This window comes from Legionella saoudiensis (genome assembly GCF_001465875.1).
GTDB classification, from domain to species: Bacteria; Pseudomonadota; Gammaproteobacteria; order Legionellales; family Legionellaceae; genus Legionella; species Legionella saoudiensis.
Map to the genome: position 1 here is coordinate 114,300 of NZ_LN901320.1, position 24,059 is coordinate 138,358.

Here is a 24,059-nt window from a genome sequence, read left to right on the forward strand (position 1 = left end):
TATCTTAAAAAAATCGTACTTCGCTCATTTTTCTAACATTCTTCTTTAATAATTACTTAAACTCATCTGGGAACATGCCTTTTAGTCCAGCCATTCCTCCCAAGCCACGCATCATTTTTTGCATGCCACCAGGCTTAGTAAATTTCTTCATCATCTTTTGCATTTGCTCAAATTGCTTTAATAATTTATTAACATCCTGAATTTGGGTTCCTGAACCAAGAGCAATACGCTTTTTACGTGAGCCGACAATCAATTTAGGGATACGTCGCTCTTTAGGAGTCATGGAGTTAATAATAGCAATTGTTTGGGCCATTGCTTTGTCGCTAACTTGCTTCATTGCCTGTTGCGGCATCATTTGGCTTACGCCGGGAAGCTTGCTCATCATACCGCTAATGCCGCCCATATTATTCATTTGTAATAGCTGCTGTTTGAAGTCTTCCAAATCAAAGCCTTTACCTTTCTTCAATTTTTTAGCTAGTTTTTCGCTGGCTTGTTTATCCGCTTTACGCTCTACTTCTTCGATCAGCGTAAGAATATCACCCATACCCAATATTCTTGAAGCAACACGCTCTGGGTGGAAGGGCTCTAGCGCTTCAATCTTTTCCCCGCTGCCGATAAACTTAATGGGTTGGCCGGTAATTTGTTTTACAGATAGAGCCGCACCACCCCGCGCATCACCATCCGTCTTTGTAAGAATAACCCCAGTGAGTGCTAATGCTTCATGAAATGCTTTTGCTGTATTTGCTGCATCTTGTCCTGTCATGCTGTCTACAACAAATAGGGTTTCTATTGGTTGAATCACCTGATGCAAGCTTTTAATTTCTGCCATCATCTCCGCATCAACGTGCAGGCGCCCCGCGGTATCAATAAGTAGCACATCCATGTATTGCTTTTTCGCACTATCAATTGCTTTTTGCGCTATAGCTAATGGTTGTTCATGAGATTCTGCTGGGAAAAAAGTGACGTCAATTTGCTCTGCTAATACTTTTAGCTGTTGAATTGCCGCAGGTCGATATACGTCGACACTGGCTACCATGACTTTTTTATTTTCGGTTTCTTTTAAATAGCGAGCCAGTTTTGCCGTACTGGTAGTTTTACCAGAACCTTGCAATCCAGCCATTAAAATTACTGCTGGGGGCTGCGTTTTAAAATTGAGCTCCGCACGTTCACCACCCATAACCTGAATTAATTCATCATGGACAATTTTTACAAAGGCTTGATCAGGATTTAAGTCGTTTAAAACCTCTTGCCCAAGAGCCTTTTGTTTTACTTGCTCAATAAACTCTTTAATAACTGGTAAGGCAACATCCGCTTCAATAAGAGAGAGTCTGACTTCACGTAGGGCGCTTTGTACATTCTCTTCGGTTAAGCGGCCTTGTCCGCGTAAATTTTTAAAGGTGCGGGTCAAGCGTTCGGTTAAAGTGTCAAACATGATGGTGGTACCCGAAAAAAATAGTCACTATAGCACATTGAGATTATATTTTGCCAGCCTGGGATGTGCTTGTTTGTAATCGCTTTGATAGGGTACATCACTGTTAACTGCCATTAGTTAATGATTTCTTTTCTGCGCGCATTATTTAACGGCAGTAAGGGCCCCTCTAAGGCGATTACGTCTTATTATAGTTCTTTATGTAACGGTTTCTTTCATAAAGAACGACAAAATTGCAGAGATTTTCTATTTAAATCGTGGTATTTTAACTCAGCGATAATGTTTATCGTGCTCTGTTCGTGCTTTTCTAGATTAATAACAGAGGATTTTGTTTATTTATTACGCTATTATTAAGGGTTTCTTAAGCTTTGACTTATATAATGAGAGCTTCTGTGGGCCCAACACTGCAACGAAGGAATGCGATGAGCAATAAAAAACACTCACTAACTATTTTTAGCTTAACCATGATTACGGTTGGCTCTGTAGACAGCATCCGTAATTTACCGGCAACCGCTTTATTTGGTAGCCAACTTATATTCTATTTTGTTTTAGGGGCACTATTTTTCTTGATTCCTACGGCTCTTGTTTCCGCAGAACTTGCCTCAGGATGGGCTAAGCAAGGTGGAATTTATATTTGGGTTAAACAGGCCTTTGGGAAAAAGATGGGCTTTTTAGCCATTTGGTTACAGTGGATTGAGAATGTAATTTGGTATCCCACTATATTATCTTTTGTTGCAGGCACGATAGGTTATTTAATTAACCCTGCATTAACTAGCAATCCTTATTTTCTTTGGTCGGTCATCGTAAGTTGTTTTTGGGGGGCTACCTTACTTAATTTACGTGGTATGAGCTCTTCGGCTTTGTTTAGTAATCTATGCTCATTGGCCGGTTTATTATTACCCATGTCGCTGATTATTGGTTTAGGCGTAGCTTGGATAGCTCAGGGAAATCCATTACAAGTTCAATTTGATGTACCCAGTATTGTTCCTCATTTATCAGATCAATCAATGTGGGTGTCCTTAACTGCAATTATTATGTCGTTTTGTGGTATTGAAATTGCAACGGTTCATGCCAATGATGTAAAAAATCCTCAAAATGCCTTTCCTAAAGTATTAGTTTATTCAGTAGGGATTATTTTAAGTACATTAATCCTTGGTTCTTTAGCCATTGCCATCGTACTGCCGCAAAATGATATCAATTTAGTGGCCGGAATTATGCAAGCCTTTGAAGCGTTTTTTTCTAGCTATCATATGACTTGGATGATGCCCGTAGTTGCGGTGATGCTGGTGTTAGGAGGCCTTGGAGGGGTGAGTAACTGGATTATTGCTCCGACTACAGGTTTATTAGTAGCAGCAGAAGATGGTAATTTACCGAATGCATTCCAAAAGACTAATGCGAATGGTGCACCGGTAGTAATGTTGTATACTCAAGCAACTATTGTGACGGTATTGTCAGGTCTATTTTTATTTATGCCTAGCGTTAATGGCTCTTATTGGCTATTAACTGCATTAGCTGCGCAATTGTACATGTTGATGTATTTTATTATGTTTATTGCCGCGATTAAATTGCGTTTGTCTGAGCCGGAACATCCCCGTGCATTTAAAATCCCGGGCGGAATGTTTGGCATGCTGTTTGTTGCTGGTGTAGGTATTATCGGTGTATGTACTACTTTAGCGGTAAGCTTTATTCCTCCCGATGGGATTGATGTCGGTAGCTTAGCGCGTTATGAATGTACCTTAATTTTTGGATTACTTCTGATGTGTTCGCCACCGTTTATCAGTTCTTGGCTGCAGGGTAAAACTCCGGATATGGAGCCAGCTGTTTAATTAATAGGCCCTCTCCCATCCTCTTCCGCATTCATCAGCAATCCCTTGATTTAAATGTTCTCCGCGGGCGAGGATAGTGGGAGAGGGGAAGCATTTTTTTCATAGAGTTATCCTCAAATCTAGGCACCCTTATGTCAATCGAAACAAAGAGGCTACTAACAACCCTTACCGCAAGACTACCTGAACTGGAATGGAAAGTCGGTGAATTAGGGAGTTCCTTTTCGAGCCATAAGTTACCTCGAGGCTTATTTCGCACTGATACACCAACTGGTAGCGCCTGTATTGCCGAAATTAAAAAAGATATTCAGAGCTTATCCAAGCATGAGGGAAATAGTGCCGCATATCTTGCGATGCGAATTCAACAAAAAGTAAATGTTTTGGTGGCTTTATGTCAAATTCATAGCCGTCATCATAAGCCCGAAAATAAAGCCTCATTTGGAGTCCAGATGCTAAGCACCAGACAGCAATGGCTACACACGCTTGAAACCGATATCCGGACACTTGAAAAACAACAACAAGCCATGTCCAAGACTTTAGAGCAAATGATGCGGGGACAGAACTCTGCTGCAATTTTACAGTTAAAAGCAGAGTTAGGTGAAATCGAGCGCCGCTTAACGCTGGCTAAAGAAACCTTAAATAGGGCTATTTCTTAGCTTTTGTTCACGACAGGAATACGGTACAGTAGGTGGTGTTTCGTACAAATATAAAAAGGAGCTTTTACACATGTCAGGAAAATTTTCTCAAGTTACTAAAGACATCAGTACTCAACTAGCTAAAATGCGTAAGGAAATGCCAGAGGTAATGGCCGGTTTTTCCGCTTTAGCGCAAGCCTCGTCTAAAGAAGGCGTATTAGATAAAAAAACTAAAGAGTTGATTGCTATGGCTTTGGCAGTTGCTAATCATTGTCCCGGCTGTATTGGTTTTCATTCGCAAACCTTAGTTAAATTACAAACCTCAAGAGAAGAGCTTTTAGAAACTCTTGCAATGGCAGTATATATGGGAGGTGGTCCATCTTTAATGTATGCGGCTGAAGCTTTAGAAGCATTTGAAGAGTTTAGCGCTTAAAATTAAGCATTAGCTGATGCAAGGCTGGTCTGTAAAGCCCAGCATCGGAGTTCGTTTAAAATAACACGTAACTACTTTATTTTGCTAATTTAACGCTTGTTGCAGTTGGTTTGCCTGAACCTGCTGTTGTACAGGCTGCTGAGGGGGCTGCTGTTGTTGTGCAGGTTGTTGTATTTGTTGCTGACCACCCCAAGCTGCGGCAACTAAGTCCATTTCTGTTTTGGCGGCATTGGTTTGGCAAGGGTATTTTTTGGTTATCCCTAACCAGGCAACTTGAGATACGGTCATCGAATCCTTATCACTTTGTTGGCTGGAAATTTCGTTATAGGTTTGCTGGATGAGGTCATTTAAGGCGAGTGGGTTTAACTGTACACTCGGAGGCAGACAAAAAATAGGATGCCCTTGGCTTTTTGCTGATTCGTTGGCTTGAATTAATGTTTCTTGAATACTTTCACTAGTAATCATCAGCACATGGCGTGCTGATCTTGCCCAGGCTTGAGCTTGAGGGTCGGCTTTCATTTCCATTTGCGGAATGTTATTAGCAATGTCCATATAGTTTCTAATCGTATCTGCATTGACATAATTTGCAAAAAAAATACAACAGATAAAGAATAAGCGCATAATAGTTCCTTAAATTATAACCTTAAATACCGTGAGGTTTAATTAACCCTAGTTTAAAAGCGATCATTAAAAAAATGAATAAACTTAATGAAATAGCAATTCTAATGGTTAATGCTTTTACTGTTCTTTTAGTGTTTCCAGAGTCTTTAAGTAAAAAAACAAGGCCGCTGGCAAGTGAGCCTGCGATAATAATCATGGTAAAGATGATGATGATTTTGGTGATCATTTGTTATACTCCCAAAACTGCTGATCAAATCTGAAAAATTTTTGAGCAATTAATAAACTATGCCTAGTGTACCCTTTTTTAAATTTCGTTTCACCCCAAGTTGGACAATGGTCTTTTTAACCCTCCTCTTCATGGGGCTATTCCTGCGTTTAGGATTTTGGCAAATTCATCGTGCTGAAGAAAAAGAGCAAATGCTTGCGGCCGAAAAACAGCAAGCAAGTCTTAAACCAGTGCTATGGACCGCAAAACAAAAGTTGCCATTACAATATACACCGATTAAAATAGAGGGGCGTTATTTACCAGAAGTATTTCTCCTCGATAATCAGCATCACCAACATCAGTTTGGTTACCATGTTTTATCCCCATTAGAACTTGTAGATGGTTCTGTTGTGATAATTGACCGAGGGTGGATTCCTGGCGATATGAGTCGCCGTATTTTTCCTAAAATTACGGCGCCTAAGAATTTAATTCAAGTACAAGGAACGACTTATTTTCCGAGTGAAGGCCAATGGGTTTTAGGACAAGATTATGAAAAAAAAGAGAATAAAGTCGTAATTCTTGAGCGTTTAGACAAACAATTGTTAAGTCAACTTTTGCAAAAATCAGTCTATCCGTTTATTATTCGCCTCGACAAGCAAGATACACATGGATTTGTACGAGAATGGGCAACGGTATCCATGCCTCCGCAGCGACATTTAGCTTATGCATTGCAGTGGTTTGCTATGGCTTCGGTTATCTTAATTATATTTGTAGCATTGAATCTGAAGAAACGAAATGAAGACACAGTCCAATAAATATTATGTTGTAGTACTCCTGATTATTATGTTCGCTGCTCCAGGTATCGCAGCTTATGTTTTTTATCAACATCCGAGTTGGCTAGGTTCTACCCGGGTAAATAAGGGAACTTTGCTGAATCCTCCCGTTGTTTTAAAAGCTATAGAGGGTCCCAAAAAGTGGCGTATTGTTTTTTGGGCGCCGAAAGCATGTAATTCTGCATGTAAGAATCAATTAGAAATTTTAGCCAAAGTACGTTTAGCTTTAGGCCGAAAGTTGTATCAGGTCGATCAAGTGTTAGTACTCGGTGATAAAGCAGCTGCTTTATCGGCTGCTGAACAATCAGCGTTAAATGAAATACAGTTTCAAGTGATACAATTGCCTACGGCTGAAGTAAGGGCTCATGAAGAATTATTCGCGGAGCCAAAGATATTTTTAGCTGATCCCAATAATTATTTAATTCTCAGTTATGCCTCATCGGTAAAACCCGATGATGTATATAAAGATTTGAAGTTATTACTTAATACAACAGAAAAGAATGGTTAATTAAATAATGCACAATAAATTATTACGCGTTGCAGTAACGGCTGCAGTCCTTTTATCATTGCTCGTGGTGATGCTGGGTGCATACACTCGTTTGACGGATGCTGGTTTAGGCTGTCCAGATTGGCCAGGATGTTATGGACGCTTGGTATTACCAAGTGCCAAGTCGAGTTTGCAAGAGGCACAAACGACCTATCCTCAGATTCCTATTGAATCAAGGAAAGCATGGACAGAAATGGTTCATCGCTATGCCGCAGGAACTTTGGGCCTATTAATTTTCTTTATCGGGTTTTCGATGCTGCGTAAGCGTTTACAAGGTTTTAATCTGCCTTGGCATTTGCCTGCAGCTTTACTGCTTCTGGTTGTTTTTCAAGCTGCATTAGGGATGTGGACGGTAACCTTAAAACTATTGCCTGTTGTGGTTATGGGACATCTTTTAGGTGGGATGCTGATAGTTGCTTGCTTGAGTCGCTTACGTTTACAGGTTAGTGCACTAAAGGGAGAGGATTTGCCACAATGGCGCCCCTGGCTGCGTTTAGCCGTTATTATCGTATTTTTCCAAATTGCACTCGGAGGTTGGGTGAGCTCAAACTATGCGGGTATTTCCTGTATTGGTTTTCCTCTGTGTAATGGGGTTTGGCTACCCGAGTTACATTTTGCCCAAGGTTTTAATTTGTTTTCTCCAGTTGGAGCCAATTACCAGGGCGGATTATTAGATCATGAAGTGCGCGTTACCATTCAATTCATTCATCGTCTTGGGGCTATCGTGACCGCGGTTTATGTATTAACGCTCGCCGTATTAATTATGCTTAAAGCTCGTTTTAAGTATTTAAAAGGTGCTGCCATAGCCATGTTTTTATTGGTGCTGATACAGTTCACCTTAGGAATTTTGAATGTGGTTTATTTGCTGCCAATTTCTGTAGCAGTTGCCCATAATGGTGTTGCAGCGCTTTTATTGGCAACGGTATTTAGCTCACTTCATTTGACACGTAAAGGGCAGGAATAATGCAGACAGATCAAACAATACAGGCACCAGCCGCTTGGCGTGACTATGTAGAATTATGTAAACCGCGTGTAGTGATGCTCATGTTGCTCACAGTTCTTGTTGGTATGTATTTGGCAGCACCCGGCTGGGTAAGCTGCTCATTGTTGTTCAACTCTTTGGTTGGTATTGGTTTATGTGCAGGAAGCGCTGCAGCAATTAACCATTTGGTAGACCGACGCATTGATTCGATTATGGCACGAACTAAAAAACGCCCTGTTGCCCATGGGCGTGTTTCTGTTCACCAGGCGGCTTGGTTTGCATTAATTATGGGTGTTTTGGGATTGAGCGTCTTAGCCCTGTTTGTAAATAAATTAACAGCATTATTAACCTTTATTACGTTGATTGGTTATGCGGGTATTTATACCGGTTATTTAAAACGGGCTACGCCACAAAATATTGTTATTGGCGGCTTAGCCGGTGCCGCGCCTCCTTTATTAGGATGGACTGCAGTAACTAATCAGTTAGATCCTCAGGCACTACTATTAGTATTGATTATTTTTACCTGGACACCTCCGCATTTTTGGGCTTTGGCAATTTATCGACATGAAGAATATCAAAATGCAGAAATCCCCATGTTACCGGTTACCCATGGCATCCAATTTACTAAGTTAAATGTTTATCTCTATACCATCTTACTTTTAGTGGTGAGTGCTTTACCTTTTGTCGTGGGCATGAGTGGCCTGTTTTATCTAGCAGGAGCTCTAGTACTTGGCGCTCGATTTTTATTTTGGGCCCATAAATTATATCGTACGGATAAGCCCGTGGTGGCGATGCAAACCTTTCGCTTTTCGATTGTGTATTTGATGTTATTGTTTGTATTTTTATTAGTGGATCACTATTTGTAGGGGATGAGAATGAATGTAAAGACTAAGGGCATTACCTTTACGGTGGTTATTTTATTAGCGTTGGCAGGATTATTTTCCGGCATTTTTGTCGGGCAGCATATGCATTTCAAGAAAAAAATCGATGTGGCCAATTTCCATGGGACCTATTTAGAAAATCCAAGAACTGTAAACCAGTTTAGTTTAATTGGCATTGATCAAAAAGCTTTTGATAACGCAAGCCTGCAAGGCAGATGGACGGTATTGTTTTTTGGGTTCACTAATTGCGGATACATCTGTCCTACTACTTTAGCTGAATTAGGTAAAATGTATCGTATTCTGGAAAATAAAGGCGTGAAGGATTTACCTCGAGTGGTGATGATTTCTATTGATCCTGATCGTGATGATCAGGAAAAATTAGGCAATTATGTTTCTTCGTTCCATCCTGATTTCTATGGTGCACGTGGAGAGGAGGCATCAATTAAAGCAATGACGCGAGAAATGGGAATTGCCTACGCCAAAATTATGGAAAAAGATACCTCAGACCCTAAAAGCTATGATATGCAACACAGCGGTGCTTTAATGTTATTTAATCCTCAAGGGGAGTTAAACGCATTTTTTACCACACCACATCATGCGGATTTGTTAGCAAAAGATTACATACAATTGGTTTCTTAAATAACCATTTAACGAAGCGCTTTTATTACAGTCAGGAAGTAATCCCATTAAGTTAAAGAAAACGTTATCCCGCACTACGTTCGGGATGACGTAGCTTAATGGCAGGAAGAGAAGGAGGACACTAAGAGGAGCTGCTTGGAGGACCTTACTCCGCCCTTGAGCGGGAGGAGATTTTCCAATTTATAGGCTAGGCTTTAGATATACTCATAAAGCATAAAATAATAAAAAATATTGAGGAACAGTACATTCATGAAAATTGCAATATTGGCCACCAACCCACAGTTGTATTCACATCAGCGCTTAAAAGCAGAAGGGGAAGCTGCAGGCCATGAGATTAAAATTATTAATCCCTTATATTGCTATATGAATGTTGCTGCTTCCTGCCCTAAAGTCCATTATCGTGGAGGTGCTCCTTTACCACATTTTGATGCAGTAATTCCCAGAATAGGTGCGTCAATGACTTATTATGGCACGGCTGTTTTACGCCATTTGGAAACTATGGGTATGTATACCGTAAACGAATCTATTGCCATCTCGCGTTCGCGCGATAAATTCCGTTCCTTACAATTATTGGCACGTAAAGGTCTGCCTATGCCCTTGACCAGTTTTGCGCAATCCCCTGATGACACAGAAGACTTAATTCGCATGGTTGGAGGAGCCCCTTTAGTTATTAAACTATTGGAAGGAACCCAGGGGAAAGGGGTGATTTTAGCAGATAGCCATCAATCGGCTGTGAGCATTATTAATGCATTTAAAGAAATGCATGCCAATATTTTAGTACAAGAATTTATTGAAGAATCGCGCGGTACAGACATTCGTTGTTTTGTGGTTGGTGAAAAAGTGGTAGGCGCGATTAAACGCCAAGCCAAAGAGGGTGAGTTTCGTGCCAATGTACACCAAGGCGGAAATGCGGTTAAAGTAAAACTTACTCCTCAAGAACGTGCTATTGCGGTGAGTGCAGCAAAAACAATGGGATTGAAGGTTGCTGGTGTTGATTTAATTCGCTCCAATCATGGTCCATTAGTCTTAGAAATTAACTCGTCACCTGGTTTAGAGGGAATTGAAAAGGCAACAGGGGTAAATATTGCCGGGAAAATTATTGAATTTATTGAAAAGCATGCCAAACCCATGAATTTGAGCCAGCGTTTTCATGGTTAATTAAATCGGTTTTTTTAAGAGTTCTGAATTGCAGACGCAAGCGCTGTTAGTGCAGAGGCTTTTCTCTTTAATATAGGCTGGGCCTTGCGGCAGTCCAGCCTATATTTACTATCTCACCGCTGTGATGCGTTCAGCATTTCCTTCTTCATCACTCAATTCATTGCCACTCTGTTCCGCTCTCATGCTTTGCATTCGGCTTCTTAGCGAACGGCTGCTATGGCAATTAGCTTGTTCTATTTCTGAGGCAGGATTATGGGTTTCTAACTCTTTACCTACTCTCTCCAGATTAGTCAACACTTTATCAAATGCCCTAATTGACCAGCTGACAGAGAGCGAGGGTGATGTTTTCGCTGCTTTTAAATCGTCAATTGCTTCTTGTGTTTTTTGCTTTAAATGCGCAATTGCTCCATGATTGTCTAAGTCTCGAGGATTGAAATGCGCGATTTCTGTCAAAAGCGCTTGACGGTTAATGAGCTGGGCAACTCGGTCTGGATTTGGATTAGCCTTGTTCAATTCTTTTTCCAGTTTGGCTTCGGTTACTGCCAGGCGTTTAACTACTTGCTTTTGTGCAATGGCAAAGTCGATTTGAGCTGAGGTGGTAATAATAGGTTTTGCATGGTCCTTATAATAGTCCATTAATGCTGGTTTATCCGTCACTTCAGGTAAATTCAACCATTTATCATATACTGATTTGGAAATAAGTTTTGTTCCTTCATCGTTTTGAGTCGCAGGCAGCCAGGGGCCTTTCGGATTGTTGGGATCGGGCTTTAACAGAACCAAATCATTGGTTATCACCATACTTAATTTATCTTTACTGTGTTTGTTAAACCATTTTTCGGCACATATTGAACCGGCTTTACCTGGGCCAAATCCTTGAGCTCCGTAGGCTTTGGATTCGCAGATGTCATCTTTTGATATATTTAGATCTATTGCTCGCTGGGTATCAAAGTCTTTAGTTTTCCAGGCTCTGCGAGACCCCATAAAAGCAACCGTTTTTTGAAAAATAGACTCGTCTGCACCTTCAACGCGAGCAAAGATTTGTTTGGTATTTTCGAGTGCATCCACCCGTTTCAGTAGATTTCTTGCCGCACTTAGAGGATTTAGCCATTTGGAAAACGTTTCAGGAATAACTACTCCAACATCAGGAGTTGCAAATGCTGCTGCTTGCACATAGCGCTTTGTCTTCTCTAAAACTTTGCTCTTGCTATGTAAGTCCTCCACACCCGTGAACCCTTGGTTTAGTGCGACCTGCACTAAAAGTTTTCGCATTTGTGATACTTCACGAACGATACCTCCATCTGCGGAGATTACTTTATTACCGCTCATATCTTGATCATCGGTGGGTAAAAAACGGTTGGCGGTTTTGATTGCGTTTTGGGCTGCATGAGATTTTCCACAACCTGAAGGTCCAGCAACAATAACCACAGGCCGCTCTTTTTTCCATTTAGGACCTTCATAATGAGTTGTTGAGGCTTCCGCCACTGCATATCGGAACTCTTTACTGTTCATCTCTTCTTCTAAGGCTAACTTATATAGCTTAACTCCTTCTTCTCCCAGCAATGCTCTCATTGAGATGGTCGCACTTTCCGGATCAGTAGCCCTATTATCTTTTCCACCTGGTTCAAACTTTGGCAGGTCGTGTTTTTCAATATACTCAATGAGTTGTTTTCTAAAAAAAAGCGGGTCATCGAGGCCATCTGCGCGCTCGGGTATGTTATGCTCTTTTTTATAAGCAGATACTTTATGGCGATGAGAGTCAGTATACTTTTGAATTCCGTGGCACAATTCCTCTTGGCCTTTCGCGCTTAAGCATGATTCAGTAGAGTAAGTGCTATATTTTCCTATCTGGCCGATAAGATCTTTTTTACTAATGCCATAAATGCCCATATAGAAGCACTCCACAATAAATCTTACTTACAGTATAGCAATATTTTATTTTTTTTAATGAGACGATTCATCTTTACCAACAAGCCAATCCGCGCTAACCTCGAACTCTTTAGCCAAGGTATCTAATATTGCGGCATCAGGAGTTGTTGCCCCATTGAGCAAGGCTTCTGCTTTGAACTTGGGGACTTTGATTAATTTGGACAATACTTCAATGCGTTCATTCGCTGACTCAGGAGCACCAATATTATCGAGTTCTTTATTTAGTCGTTCCGAAAATCGCCTGTTAATCATAGAGTTCTCCTGATTTTTTATTTTAGTGAAAAGTAAACCAGTTCTATTAATTTGATATAGCATAAAACCTTAGTTTTGCAATGTAGGGCTTTATAAGGGATGGAATTTGGTTGATCTGCGTTCTCTTTCAATTTAGTATTGATTTCACTTGAATTCGGCATAATGTGGAATGATCTATGATTGAAGATGTTGCAGCGAAATATCCTTGTGATTTAATAATATTCGGTGCCTTAGGCGATTTATCTTGTCGTAAATTATTCCCTGCATTATATCAATTGGAATGTGCGGAATTGCTACATCCCGACACCCGAATTATTGGCTGTGCGCGTGAAGAGTTTGCTTTAGCAGATTACATCCAACTGATGCGAGAAAAAATTGAGTTTTTTACTCGAGAGGCTTTGGATAGTGCCGCATGGACACGTCTTACGCAAAGATTAATTTATTGCCACTTAGATATGGCAAAGCCAGAGGATTATTTCAAATTAACTGAATATGTTCGCCCCGCAGAGCGAGTAGCTATTTCTTATTTTGCAATTCCTCCATCATTATACGCACAAACTTGCCAGGGCTTGTCTACCATTGGTTTGACTAATCAACCATCGCGAGTAGTTCTCGAAAAACCAATTGGTCATGATTTACCCTCTTCAATTATCATTAATGATCAAGTGGCGCATTTTTTTGCTGAAGACCAAATTTATCGAATTGATCACTATTTAGGAAAGGAAACGGTTTTAAATCTTTTAGTTCTTCGCTTTGCTAATGCAATTTTTTCATCAAACTGGGATCAGAGTATGATTGAAAAAGTCGAAATTTCGGTGGCGGAAGAGGTTGGTGTGGAAGGGCGTTGGTCTTATTATGATAAATCAGGGCAAATGCGTGATATGCTCCAAAACCATCTGTTACAAATAGTAGCATTGGTGGCCATGGAGCCACCAATGAGTCTTTCTGCAGACTGTATCCGCAGTGAAAAATTAAAGGTATTAAAAAGTTTACGCTTTATTAGTGATGCGCAAGTTCATGAGCAAACCATACGTGCTCAATACATTAGTAATACCATCAAGGGGCAAAGGGTGCCTGGTTATTTAGACGAGGAAGGGGCGTATAAAAATTCTAAAACGGAAACTTTTGTCGCAATTAAAGCGTTTATTGATAATTGGCGCTGGTCTGGCGTGCCGTTTTATCTGCTCACGGGCAAACGCTTACCTAAAAAACAAAGTGAAGTGGTCATTTATTTTAAACAGCAGCCATACAACATTTTTAAACAATTAAAACAAGAATTATCGCCAAACCGCTTAATTATCCGTCTGCAACCTGATGAAGGGGTTGAAGTACGGATGATGAATAAGGTTCCTGGGTTGAGTGACAGTATGCAACTACGTGACAGCAAGTTAGACTTAAATTTTAACACGCAACGTATCGCAGATGCCTATGAACGTTTATTATTGGAGGTAATGCTGGGGAATCAATATCTATTTGTCAGCCGAGAAGAGGTGGAACAAGCCTGGAAATGGATCGATAATATTAAACAGGCTTGGGAAAAACAGTCTATTCCATTATATACCTACCCCTCCGGAACTTGGGGACCTTTAGAAGTGATTCGCTTATACAATGGCAAAGCTCATGTCTGGGGGGAGCAAAATGCAGTTACATAGTTTCGGCGATGCGAATTTATTAGTTATCGATTTAGTGTTTCAATTAAAACATCTTTTGTTGGATGCCATAGCACGGCGAGGTCATGCTTATTTGGTTGTTTCCGGGGGTAAAACGCCGGCAGCTCTTTTTCAGGCTTTGTCGAAGGCCATATTGCCTTGGGATAAAGTGACCATTACTTTGGCTGATGAGCGGTGCGTACCACTTAATGATGATAACCGTAATGAGCGCATGGTTAGGCAATTGCTGCTGCAACATGAAGCCAAGGGTGCACATCTTTTAAGTTTGTATTCGGAGAGTGATCCTGATTTGCGCCATGTGGAGCAAGAGATTTCTGCATTACCAACTTTTGATGCAGTAATTTTAGGGATGGGTGATGATGGACATACCGCCTCCTTATTTCCCAGTGCCAATGAATTAAATTTAGGGCTTGATGAAAATGCCCCAGCAGTGCTGTTGGTTAATCCCAAAACGACGCCTCATCAACGCGTTAGTCTATCCAAAAGACGATTATTAGACAGCCGAGTTATTTTTTTACATTTGGAAGGGCAAAATAAATTAGCTGTATTGCATCAGGCCATGGCCCAGCCCGATCCTATGATTATGCCAATTAGCGCTTTTTTAAATAGCCCCCAAGCTAATGTACAAGTGATGTATGCACCCTGAGGAATTAAAATGCACCCAGTAGTAGAGCAGGTTACAGCTCGCATTCGCGAACGCAGCGCACGAAGTCGTGCGTTTTATCTAGAGCAAATGGAAAAGGCACGCACTCGTGGCCCGCAACGAACTATGCTGCACTGTGGCAATTTAGCCCATGGTTTCGCTGCCTGTACGTTAAAGGATAAAGCCAGTTTAAGTGCTGTGAAAAAAGCGAATATTGCAATTGTTTCTGCCTATAACGAGATGCTCTCGGCACATCAACCTTATGTTAGTTATCCGGATTTAATTAAAGAAGCGATAGCGGCTGCGGGTGGTGTTGCTCAATTTGCAGGTGGTGTGCCGGCAATGTGTGATGGAATTACCCAAGGGCAGCCCGGAATGGAATTAAGTTTATTAAGCCGAGATGTGATTGCTATGTCTGCGGCAATAGCCCTTTCACACAATATGTTTGATGGCGGTTTAATGTTGGGGATTTGCGATAAGATTGTCCCCGGGCTATTAATGGCAGCGTTAAGCTTTGGTCATTTACCCTTTATTTTTATTCCTGCCGGCCCCATGCCATCAGGGATTTCAAATCAGGAAAAAGCACGTGTTCGGCAGCTATATGCTGAAGGGAAAGTTGACAAAGCGGCTTTATTGGAAGTTGAGTCAGCCTCTTATCATTCTCCTGGAACCTGTACTTTTTATGGTACAGCAAATTCGAATCAATTAGTGATTGAAGTAATGGGAATACAACTTCCAGGTTCATCTTTTATCAATCCTGGAACGCCGTTGCGTGATGCCTTAACGCAAGCTGCTGCACAACAAGTGTTGTCTTTTACAGATTTAGGCGAGCAGTATTTGCCCATCGGTCAGTTAATGGATGCCAAAAATATAGTAAACGGCATCATTGCCTTATTAGCATCTGGTGGCTCGACGAACCATACCATGCATTTAATCGCTATTGCTGCGATGGCTGGTTATACCGTTAATTGGGATGATTTTTCCCAATTATCCGCCGTAACCCCATTAATTACCAAAATTTATCCTAATGGCTCTGCTGATGTGAATCAGTTTCAACGCGCAGGTGGTCTGGCTTATTTTATCCGTACCTTGTTGGATGCCGAATTATTGCACGCGGATGTGCATACGGTGATGGGGCATGGTTTAGAACATTATACTCGTCAACCCATTTTGGATAATGGACAATTGTGCTGGATTGATGGGCCAAATGTTTCCACCGATGAGGCGGTATTAACCTCAAGTGCAACCCCATTTAAAGCTCAAGGTGGTTTACAAGTATTGAGTGGAAACCTCGGACGTGCTGTGATTAAAACCTCTGGTCTGGCGCCGGGGAAAGAGAAAATTAAAGCACCAGCAGTGGTTTGTTCTAGCCAAGATGAGTTTGAGCAGTTATTCAAACAAGGTGCATTAAATAAAGATTGTATTGTTGTTTTACGATTTCAAGGGCCCAAAGCCTGCGGTATGCCGGAACTACATCAGTTAACCCCCAAGTTAGGTATATTGATGGATAAGGGGTATCAAGTTGCCTTAGTTACCGATGGCCGCATGTCGGGGGCTTCGGGTAAAGTCCCTGCAGCAATCCATGTCACTCCCGAGGCCTTAGATAATGGAGTATTGGCCCGAGTTGAAACGGGAGATATGTTGTTGATTGATGCTGAGCGAGGGCAGTTAGAATTATTGGTTAGCGAAGAAGAATTAAGCTCGCGTCGTGCCGCAGTAATGAGTGCTGAGGGGCTTTATTATGGAACTGGGCGGGAATTATTTGGCAGCTTACGTACCCAGTTCACTGGGGCTGAGCAGGGAGCCTGTAGCCTCTTTCAAGGAAGAGAGTCTGCTTATGATGTTTGACGAGTTTAATTTATATGCGATTGTAGCAGACATCGGTGGAACATTTGCCCGTTTCAGCTGTGTGCGCTTAGATACCCTGGCTATCGATACAATTGAAATTTACTCCTGTGCTGAATACAGCAGTCTTGAATCACTGCTATTAGCTTATCAACGCAAACATAAATTAGAGCATATTACCCAAGTTGCTATTGCAATTGCTTGTCCAATATTGGGTGATGAAGTATGTATGACCAACGCTCATTGGCAATTTTCAATTAAAGAACTGCGACAGAAATTGGGCTTATCTGAACTTACGGTATTAAATGATTTTAATGCCATTGCCATGAGCCTTCCGGTTTTATCCGAGCATGAGTTAGTACAGTGTGGCCAGGGCGTTGCAGATAAGCATAAAACACGAGTAGTTCTTGGTGCTGGAACTGGATTGGGTGTTGCCTACTTAGTTTTTCAGGACCATAGCTATATAGCTTATGCTGGTGAAGGTGGGCATGTAAGTTGGGGGGCAAAAACAGAGCAAGAATGGTTTATTGCCTGTTATCTCAATAAAATATACGAGCATGTTTCTTATGAGCGTTTATTATCAGGCCAGGGATTAGAGAATTTATATAGAGCATTGGCGGCATTTCATCAGCACGATGAAACACCACTGTCTGCTGCGCAAATAGTTGCTTTAGCCTTAGCGGGTGAATCGGTAGTTGCTAAGGCAACCGTCGAGCAATTTTTAGCAGTTTTAGGTGCTTATGCTGGCGATTTAGCCCTAATTTTTGCTGCTTTTGGTGGTGTTTATATTGCTGGAGGCATCGTGCCCCGGTTACTGCCAATATTGGGCCATAGTGATTTTAGAGCTCGGTTCGAAGAAAAAGGACGTTTCAGTAGTTTTAATGCGCAAATCCCTTCTTATGTAATTACTGCAAAACAGCCCGGGATATTAGGGGCTGCAGTACATTTAAAGCAGCGTTTGCAATCTCAAGTTGAACGGGTACGAAAAGGAGACCTCGATGTCATTTTCTAATTGGGCTGTGCAAGCAGATACAGTGTTTTGTTCTTCACCTGTAATTCCGGTGATTCAAATTAAAGAGATCGATCAAGCTATCCCTTTAGCTACAGCATTATTTGCCGGAGGAATTAATGCTCTGGAAATCACGTTAAGGACGCCAATCGCTTTGGAAGCTGTACGATTATTAGTACAGACTTTTCCTGAGGCGTTAATTGGCGTGGGTACCATTGTTACTCCTGGGCAGCTTGAACAGGCTATGGAAATGGGGGCAAAATTTGCCTTTAGTCCAGGCTCTACTCAAGCTCTATTAAAAGCAGGAATTGATGGCAACATTCCATTTATTCCAGGGGTAACTAGTGTTTCTGAACTTATGGAAGGATTAACTTTAGGCTATACCCATTTTAAGTTTTTTCCTGCAATTGCAGCAGGTGGCATTCCTATGTTGCGTTCATTTTATGGTCCTTTTCCGCAAGCACGATTTTGTGTAACCGGAGGAATTAATGAGGCAAATTTTGCTGATTTCCTGGCGCTACCTAATGTAGCTTGCGTAGGCGGTTCATGGATTGTCCCGGATGAAGCAATTAAGAAAAATGATTGGTCGTTAATAACAGAGCTATGTTTTTCTGCACGTCAAGGTATGCGCAGTTGGGGATAGCCTGACTAAGAGGAAGAGGGCGTTTTAACCTGTAGGCCATTGGAATAGGCCTGGCTTATTACATTAAGAATTAATGTTCAAGGAGGAATGATGACTTGGATGGTCGCTGTTATAGGCTCTGTTGCTGGTTTTTTATTTGGTTATGATGAAGGAATCATCGCTGGCTCTTTAGAGCTGGTCAAAAACCATTTTGCATTAACGGCAACTGATATTGGGGCAATGGCGGCTGCTTTGCCTTTTGGAGCACTGATGGGTTCCATCCTTATTGGAATACTTTTGGCTTCAAGAGGGGTTAAGCGCTTTGGACGACGAACTTTGTTATCGTTTGCTGGCGGCTTATTTTTTTGTGGTGCATTAGGCGCAGGTTTTGCTGAGTCAATTATGATGTTGGAACTATCACGATTGATACTTGGTTTGGCGATAGGCGTAGCTTCGGTAATGGCGCCTTTATATTTAGCAGAAACCGCTCCTCTAGAAAAGCGAGGAGCTGTAGTTGCTATTTATCAATTGGCATTGACGGTAGGAATAGTTTGTGCCTATTCAGTGAATTACTTATTGATGGAACATCAAGCCTGGCGTGCAATGTTTGCTTCAAGCGCCTTGCCTGCTTTAATTTTGGGTATAGGTATTTTATTTATGCCTGAGTCTCCTCGTTGGTTATGTAGTGTCGGCCGACAAGGGGCGGCAAATAAGGCATTAAAAAAATTACGTAAAGAGCGGTTTGACGAACAAGAGTTGCACGATATTGAGGCAACTTTAGCTCATGAGCCCAAACAAGGGAGTTGGCGTTTGTTGTTTAAGAAGCCTCTATTGCCAGTTTTAATGTTAGGCACTCTCTTATTTTGTTTACAACAGCTAAGTGGAATTAACGTTGTTATTTATTTTGCCCCAGAAATATTTAAGAGCTTGGGGCTAAGTAGCGCTATAGGGCAAATATTAGCGACGATTGGTATAGGCCTTGTTAATTTGCTCGTTACTATATTAGCAATGCTTTGGGTTGATAAAATCGGACGCCGCAAGCTTCTGCTTCTTGGCTTTGTAGGAACGGGGGCAAGTTTACTTGCGTTAAGTTTATTTTCATTGAATCAGGTAGCATGGCTTCCCTATTTATCGATGATCTGCCTTACCGTCTATATTTTTTCATTTGCTATCAGTGTAGGGCCGATTCCTCATATTGCGATGGCCGAAATTTTTCCCTTACATGTTCGCGGAGCAGGGATGGGGTTGTCGGCAATGAGTAATTGGACGTTTAATACAGTGGTTATTTTTAGTTTCCCATTATTGGACAAAGCTTTGGGCATTGAGTTTACTTTTGCTCTATATGGCACTATCTGTTTTTTGGGATTCATTTATAACTATTTTTATATGCCTGAAACCAAAAATATGAGCTTGGAGCAGATAGAAAACTACGTGATGGAAGGGAAGCCTCTACGTTTGTTGAATGTAGAAGAACCAAAGAAAGAACCTAAAGATGTTTCAGTATTAGCACCTAGCTGATATCAATAACGTAGCTCTTCATTTAATAGAGCCAGTGCTTTATTTGCTAGGCTTTCAGCCTAGCCTATTTTATTTCCTAGGAAAATTAATTAAAGCAATGAGCAAATTGTTGGTTTGAGTTAGTACCTCATTACCGTAAGAAAGCCTGGTTGCAAGCAACCAGGTTACCGATATTTAAAATGCATATTGGTGATGGTATTGCTGCTCTTGTAGTTTAGCGTCAACTTTATTTCTTAAATCAAGAGCGTGAAGGACTGAGACATAGCTCCAGGTTAATGAGTAGGCTCCTTGCTGAACTCCTGTATTTAAATTGATTTGCTCAGCCAAATTCATGTCCGGTGCATATTTTTTAATAAGTTCTAAATAGGAATCGCCTGTATCAATGTATTTTTTCATTGAGGCTTGTTGGTTGGGTTTCATGGACAGCATGTCCGCTAAGGTATAATAATACTCAGCCATGGTTGCTGTTAAAATAAACCAGGGATTGCCTTGGCTATTAGTTTGATAGCCATCATAAGTATCCCCTGGATAGCGTCCGAATAAAATAGCTCCTGGATTATTTTCATTAATGGGGAACATTTGGTTAAATTGATTATGTAGCGCATTAATGGTTTTTTCGACGTAAATACTATTTGGAGCCAGGAGGCCTCGTTGTGGGTTAAATAATATGCCCAAGATTACTGCTGAATCCAGTTCCTGGTTTTTTTGCGGACCTAAATGAGGGGGAAGAGTGGCTTGAATTAGTTGATTTTTTTGATCTAGATGTTGGAACAAACGAAAGTCCATAAGCCGCGCTTGTTGCTCATAATAAAGAGCGGCCCGTTCATCATCCATGCGACGAGCAAGTGCTGCGCCATCAAGCAAGGCTTTTTGTTGTACCATGGTGGTGAAAAAATGATTACCATAAACCTCTTCCCAGAGGTCAAAATTTTCATCAGTCCAGTGATGGGCTATATATTCCAAGTCTAATTTAATCACGCTCATGCCGCGTGGTTCCATGCTTTTATTGTATAAATACGTTTGCACGTACTCTACTTCATTTTGATTTAATAATTGTTGCGCAAAACGAATTAATGCGGTTGCTCTTATTGCCGGACCATCGTTTTGTGGTCTGCCCCAAGCTCCATCGAAGGGATAACCATTAATATAGAACTTAGGCTCACCGAGAATATCTTGTCCGGGCAGTGGATCATTTTGATGCTGGATCATTCGTGTCCAGGAAACATAATGGAAGAGACGCTCTTTATTGGCGGCGGAGTGATTTTCTTCATACCAGTTTTCGATTAAATTCATGGCAATCGCTGAATCTCGGACCCAGTCATAGTAATAGTTGGGGTTTTGCTGTGACGGAGAGGCGACAATTGCGCCATTAGGATGGATATTTGCTAAAAAATTTGCTTTTAGTTTGCTAACTTCTTCAGGACTAAATACTGCACCAACTGCTTGGGTAACAATAAAGAACCATAAAATAAATATCCGTTTCACTCTAATCCTCCTGATAAAAAATAAATTTAAAAGTGCAATTTTCGCCATAGTACATGAAAATTTGCCTGTAGAGTAGTGCTAATATCACTATTAAAAAAGAGCCTGCTTAATACTAAAACATGCCATTAAGTGAGACCAAAATCGGTCATTTCTGGGGTGAATTGAACTTCATTTAAGAATAAACCCAGCTATGTAGAAATAATCTCTGTAATTGCTTTTACCCATAGAGGATGTTCATTTAAACAGGGGACTACCATTAATTGCGTACCACCTAAAGTAAGCCATTGTTGTTTTGCGCGAATGCTAATCTCCTCTAAGGTTTCCAGGCAGTCTGCGACAAAGGAAGGACAGGCGATGACTAGTTTTTTAATTCCTTTAGCCGCAAGTTGGTTGAGCATCTCATCAGTATATGGTTTTATCCAAGGAGTTTTGCCTAACCGAGACTGAAATGCGGTGCTGTAGTGCTGTTCTGATAATTGCAGTTCTTGGGCTAATAAGCGGCTGCTTTGGTGGCATTGGGCTTTATAACACCCTTGACTCTGTACTGAAAGCGCTGGACAGCTATCCTGACAGACTGATTTACAGTCGTTTTTAATAATTTGACGCTCAGGAATTCCATGGTAACTAAAAAGAATATGCTCATAATCATTAACATGTTCTTTAATCACGGCTGCTTGCGCCTTAATGTAAGCGGGATGCTGAAAAAAGTCACGAATCACGGTGAGTGAGGGAATCAGCTCCCAAGATCTAATAATCGTCAGTACTTTTTCAATTGATGAGCCACTAGCGGCAGAGGAATATTGCGGGTATAAAGGTAAAATAGTAATGGATTCGCACTGTTTTAGCTGATTTAGTTGCCTTGCGAGCGAAGGCTCACCATAACGCATACCCATGACTACATTATACTTGGGGCCTAATTCTTGTTGGACTTGAGTTAGTAAATTTTGGCTATGCCATAGCAAAGGAGAACCTTGTTCAGTCCAAATTGTTTGATAGGCATGGGCAGAGCGTTTTGCGCGAAAGGGTAGTATAAAGACATACACCAAGATGTAGCGAAGCAACGCTGGCAAATCAATAACACGTTTGTCGGTTAAAAATTCGCGTAAATAAGTGCGAACGGCAGGGGTCTGAGGGGCTTTAGGAGTCCCTAGATTAATAAGTAATAAACCACGTCTCATGAGACAATATTGACCTTAATAAAATTAGGGTCATCATACCGGAAGATGGTGTTAAATGCAGTAGTTGAGACAATTTAGTCGCAGCGGCATTATAAATTAACATTAGTTTGGCATAAAAGCATACACATAAGCTTTTATAACGCGAACCGAAGTTAGGCAATTACAACGCCGCGAGCTGATTAGGCCATTTCTACTTCAGCAGCTTCTTCGGTCACTACGAACACATTTGCCGCATGAAGACCTTTATCGCCTTGTCCCACTTCATAGGTTACTACCTGTCCAGGGACTAATGTTTTATAGCCAGTGCCATGAATTGATGAAAAATGAACAAAAATATCATCGCCACCTTGTTCTGGAATAATAAATCCCCATCCTTTGGCATTATTAAACCATTTAACTTCGCCCCTAGCCATATCAAATTCTCCTTTTGCTCTAGTTCGCAATTGCTACAATGTACTGAGCAATTGTATTTCTTTATCCCTAAATAACCTAATCGTGTAATTAGGTAGTTTTAACATAACGTAAAATGTACCCACTACTCAATAGAATTTTTGGTGTTCAGCAGAAATTTTTTAAAATGCAGGTTGATGTACGTCATTTGAAGACAGTTTGTATATTTTAGTAATCATTTTTACCTGGCTTCGGTATCATAAATCCCAGAAGATACTCTGCTATAGCGGAGTTTTGAAAAAAATCGCATTCTTAATAGTTTCTTAAGTTATTTGTGTTATCTTAAATATCAATATGTGTCGCAATTAGGAGTATCCGATGAGCAGTCATGCTAAAATATTAGGAAGATTAGGCCTATCTACATCTAGCGAGCCGCGGCATGTCAAACAAGCAGATACTGAACTGCAAGGCTATGAAAAACCCCAGTTAACGCCTTCTGCTAAATTTGAGCCTGACATGGAAAATGTATTAAGGAATGCTCTAAATGGACCATCTAAAAAATTAACCCCTCAAAAATAATAACGCTAGGAAATACAACAGCAGCTTGTTTTCATCGCATCGCATTTATAGAAATCAACTCGCACAAAAACTAGCATTTTGAAGCATCTTAGGTATATACTTTTTCCATAGATAATTATTTTTTTTGAGGTATAAGTATATGGCTGCTGGTGGCTTTGCGGAGACCGCGCACTGGAGGGATTCTGCGCGCAGTGCTCGTTTCTTTCTGGTGGATGCACGCGCTGCGTTTCCTTTATTTATATTTCTAATGCATATTCGAGTTTGGACTGGGGTTATTGTACTTATTTCCGCAATTTTTTTTGGTATCATCGAACATTATGGCTTTACTGTGCCGGTCTTTTTACGTTGGATAAGAGGTTTCCTCGCCGGGAATCTTAAGTCTGCACAACCATGGTGGCGATGATAAATGGAACGAACTATTAGTCAATGCATGGGCATTATTGCTGCAAGTATGAATGCTAAGTTTTATTTGAATGACCGATTTGTCAGTTATGATGAAGTGTTCGCAGAAACAGGTTTATTACCTGCAATTGCCAAGCGAGCAGATCAATTATGCTCTTTATGCTTAGGTTATGGCTTGGGTGCAACTTTTGATGAATCAGAAGGTGCTCTATTGGGTTTGCGTGTAGTCTTTGATGAAGTGACACCTAATGTGTTGCGCTTGTTATGTATGACGGATGTAGTAAATGAATTAATTCAAGGTGGTCCCAGTAAAGATTATACCCCCTTGGATGAGTTAATGTATGACTAAGCGTG

Annotated in this window: 26 protein-coding genes; 18 read left to right on the forward strand and 8 right to left on the reverse strand. The window is 40.9% G+C overall.

Annotation, left to right across the window (positions count from 1 at the left end):
- Positions 1–52: 52 nt before the first annotated feature.
- The gene (ffh, locus tag BN3124_RS01475; RefSeq protein WP_058533088.1) at positions 53–1,432 is read right to left on the reverse strand and encodes a signal recognition particle protein; all 1,380 of its coding nucleotides are present in this window, start codon (positions 1,430–1,432) and stop codon (positions 53–55) included.
- A 419-nt stretch (positions 1,433–1,851) separates the two neighbouring features.
- Here ffh and BN3124_RS01480 point away from each other — a divergent pair, with 419 nt between their 5' ends.
- The 3 genes from BN3124_RS01480 (at position 1,852) to BN3124_RS01490 (ending at position 4,320) form a co-directional block, all read left to right on the forward strand.
- Positions 1,852–3,255, forward strand: coding sequence for an APC family permease (locus BN3124_RS01480; protein ID WP_058533089.1), 1,404 nt, complete (start codon positions 1,852–1,854; stop codon positions 3,253–3,255).
- Positions 3,256–3,386: 131 nt separating this feature from the next.
- Entirely contained in the window at positions 3,387–3,908 is a 522-nt protein-coding gene (gene priC / locus BN3124_RS01485) for a primosomal replication protein PriC (RefSeq protein WP_058533090.1), read from the forward strand.
- A 70-nt stretch (positions 3,909–3,978) separates the two neighbouring features.
- The gene (locus BN3124_RS01490) at positions 3,979–4,320 is read left to right on the forward strand and encodes a carboxymuconolactone decarboxylase family protein (protein ID WP_058533091.1); all 342 of its coding nucleotides are present in this window, start codon (positions 3,979–3,981) and stop codon (positions 4,318–4,320) included.
- 84 nt (positions 4,321–4,404) lie between these two features.
- Here BN3124_RS01490 and BN3124_RS01495 read toward each other — a convergent pair whose 3' ends face one another.
- On the reverse strand, positions 4,405–4,941 hold the full coding sequence (locus tag BN3124_RS01495; protein WP_230849039.1) for a phosphatase: 537 nt from the start codon (positions 4,939–4,941) through the stop codon (positions 4,405–4,407).
- Positions 4,942–4,963: 22 nt separating this feature from the next.
- The gene (locus BN3124_RS01500) at positions 4,964–5,167 is read right to left on the reverse strand and encodes a twin transmembrane helix small protein (RefSeq protein ID WP_058533092.1); all 204 of its coding nucleotides are present in this window, start codon (positions 5,165–5,167) and stop codon (positions 4,964–4,966) included.
- Positions 5,168–5,226: 59 nt separating this feature from the next.
- On the opposite strand from BN3124_RS01500, the gene BN3124_RS01505 reads away from it, so the two are divergent.
- From BN3124_RS01505 to rimK, 6 genes are all read left to right on the forward strand, one after another.
- Positions 5,227–5,961, forward strand: coding sequence for an SURF1 family protein (locus BN3124_RS01505; RefSeq protein WP_058533093.1), 735 nt, complete (start codon positions 5,227–5,229; stop codon positions 5,959–5,961).
- The gene (locus BN3124_RS01510) at positions 5,942–6,487 is read left to right on the forward strand and encodes a hypothetical protein (protein ID WP_058533094.1); all 546 of its coding nucleotides are present in this window, start codon (positions 5,942–5,944) and stop codon (positions 6,485–6,487) included. The genes BN3124_RS01505 and BN3124_RS01510 overlap by 20 nt, the downstream gene beginning before the upstream one ends.
- Before the next feature lie 7 nt (positions 6,488–6,494).
- The gene (locus BN3124_RS01515; protein WP_058533095.1) at positions 6,495–7,490 is read left to right on the forward strand and encodes a COX15/CtaA family protein; all 996 of its coding nucleotides are present in this window, start codon (positions 6,495–6,497) and stop codon (positions 7,488–7,490) included.
- Complete coding sequence (gene cyoE, locus BN3124_RS01520) at positions 7,490–8,374, forward strand: heme o synthase (protein WP_058533096.1); 885 nt, start codon at positions 7,490–7,492, stop codon at positions 8,372–8,374. The genes BN3124_RS01515 and cyoE overlap by 1 nt, the downstream gene beginning before the upstream one ends.
- A 9-nt stretch (positions 8,375–8,383) precedes the next feature.
- On the forward strand, positions 8,384–9,028 hold the full coding sequence (locus BN3124_RS01525; RefSeq protein WP_058533097.1) for an SCO family protein: 645 nt from the start codon (positions 8,384–8,386) through the stop codon (positions 9,026–9,028).
- A gap of 249 nt (positions 9,029–9,277) precedes the next feature.
- A complete protein-coding gene (gene rimK, locus BN3124_RS01530) occupies positions 9,278–10,186 on the forward strand; it encodes a 30S ribosomal protein S6--L-glutamate ligase (protein WP_058533098.1) in 909 nt (302 codons plus the stop codon).
- Between the two features lie 108 nt (positions 10,187–10,294).
- Here the strand turns inward: rimK and BN3124_RS01535 are convergent, their stop codons facing one another.
- On the reverse strand, positions 10,295–12,073 hold the full coding sequence (locus tag BN3124_RS01535) for a hypothetical protein (protein ID WP_058533099.1): 1,779 nt from the start codon (positions 12,071–12,073) through the stop codon (positions 10,295–10,297).
- Positions 12,074–12,127: 54 nt separating this feature from the next.
- Complete coding sequence (locus BN3124_RS01540) at positions 12,128–12,364, reverse strand: hypothetical protein (RefSeq protein ID WP_058533100.1); 237 nt, start codon at positions 12,362–12,364, stop codon at positions 12,128–12,130.
- Between the two features lie 176 nt (positions 12,365–12,540).
- On the opposite strand from BN3124_RS01540, the gene zwf reads away from it, so the two are divergent.
- The 6 genes from zwf (at position 12,541) to BN3124_RS01570 (ending at position 19,671) form a co-directional block, all read left to right on the forward strand.
- A complete protein-coding gene (gene zwf / locus BN3124_RS01545; RefSeq protein WP_058533101.1) occupies positions 12,541–14,016 on the forward strand; it encodes a glucose-6-phosphate dehydrogenase in 1,476 nt (491 codons plus the stop codon).
- Positions 14,003–14,680: a 6-phosphogluconolactonase gene (pgl, locus tag BN3124_RS01550; protein ID WP_058533102.1), complete on the forward strand. Its 678-nt coding sequence runs from the start codon at positions 14,003–14,005 to the stop codon at positions 14,678–14,680. The genes zwf and pgl overlap by 14 nt, the downstream gene beginning before the upstream one ends.
- Before the next feature lie 9 nt (positions 14,681–14,689).
- Positions 14,690–16,525: a phosphogluconate dehydratase gene (edd, locus tag BN3124_RS01555; RefSeq protein ID WP_058533103.1), complete on the forward strand. Its 1,836-nt coding sequence runs from the start codon at positions 14,690–14,692 to the stop codon at positions 16,523–16,525.
- Positions 16,515–17,534 carry a glucokinase gene (gene glk / locus BN3124_RS01560; protein ID WP_058533104.1) on the forward strand — a complete coding sequence of 340 codons (1,020 nt, stop codon included), beginning with the start codon at positions 16,515–16,517 and terminating at the stop codon, positions 17,532–17,534. Before edd ends, glk begins: the two co-directional genes overlap by 11 nt.
- On the forward strand, positions 17,521–18,174 hold the full coding sequence (locus BN3124_RS01565) for a bifunctional 4-hydroxy-2-oxoglutarate aldolase/2-dehydro-3-deoxy-phosphogluconate aldolase (RefSeq protein ID WP_058533105.1): 654 nt from the start codon (positions 17,521–17,523) through the stop codon (positions 18,172–18,174). The genes glk and BN3124_RS01565 overlap by 14 nt, the downstream gene beginning before the upstream one ends.
- A gap of 90 nt (positions 18,175–18,264) precedes the next feature.
- Positions 18,265–19,671 carry a sugar porter family MFS transporter gene (locus BN3124_RS01570; RefSeq protein ID WP_058533106.1) on the forward strand — a complete coding sequence of 469 codons (1,407 nt, stop codon included), beginning with the start codon at positions 18,265–18,267 and terminating at the stop codon, positions 19,669–19,671.
- 174 nt (positions 19,672–19,845) lie between these two features.
- On the opposite strand, the gene BN3124_RS01575 is transcribed toward BN3124_RS01570, so the two are convergent.
- The 3 genes from BN3124_RS01575 to BN3124_RS01585 form a co-directional block, all read right to left on the reverse strand.
- Positions 19,846–21,156 carry a glycoside hydrolase family 15 protein gene (locus tag BN3124_RS01575; RefSeq protein ID WP_330137827.1) on the reverse strand — a complete coding sequence of 437 codons (1,311 nt, stop codon included), beginning with the start codon at positions 21,154–21,156 and terminating at the stop codon, positions 19,846–19,848.
- A 188-nt stretch (positions 21,157–21,344) separates the two neighbouring features.
- On the reverse strand, positions 21,345–22,334 hold the full coding sequence (hemH, locus tag BN3124_RS01580; protein ID WP_058533107.1) for a ferrochelatase: 990 nt from the start codon (positions 22,332–22,334) through the stop codon (positions 21,345–21,347).
- Positions 22,335–22,513: 179 nt separating this feature from the next.
- On the reverse strand, positions 22,514–22,747 hold the full coding sequence (locus BN3124_RS01585; RefSeq protein ID WP_058533108.1) for a cold-shock protein: 234 nt from the start codon (positions 22,745–22,747) through the stop codon (positions 22,514–22,516).
- 355 nt (positions 22,748–23,102) lie between these two features.
- Here BN3124_RS01585 and BN3124_RS01590 point away from each other — a divergent pair, with 355 nt between their 5' ends.
- From BN3124_RS01590 to BN3124_RS01600, 3 genes are all read left to right on the forward strand, one after another.
- Positions 23,103–23,303 carry a hypothetical protein gene (locus BN3124_RS01590; protein WP_058533109.1) on the forward strand — a complete coding sequence of 67 codons (201 nt, stop codon included), beginning with the start codon at positions 23,103–23,105 and terminating at the stop codon, positions 23,301–23,303.
- A gap of 139 nt (positions 23,304–23,442) precedes the next feature.
- Entirely contained in the window at positions 23,443–23,706 is a 264-nt protein-coding gene (icmT, locus tag BN3124_RS01595; RefSeq protein WP_058533110.1) for an IcmT/TraK family protein, read from the forward strand.
- A gap of 3 nt (positions 23,707–23,709) precedes the next feature.
- Positions 23,710–24,054 carry a type IV secretion IcmS family protein gene (locus tag BN3124_RS01600; RefSeq protein ID WP_058533111.1) on the forward strand — a complete coding sequence of 115 codons (345 nt, stop codon included), beginning with the start codon at positions 23,710–23,712 and terminating at the stop codon, positions 24,052–24,054.
- The last annotated feature ends 5 nt before the right edge of the window (positions 24,055–24,059 follow it).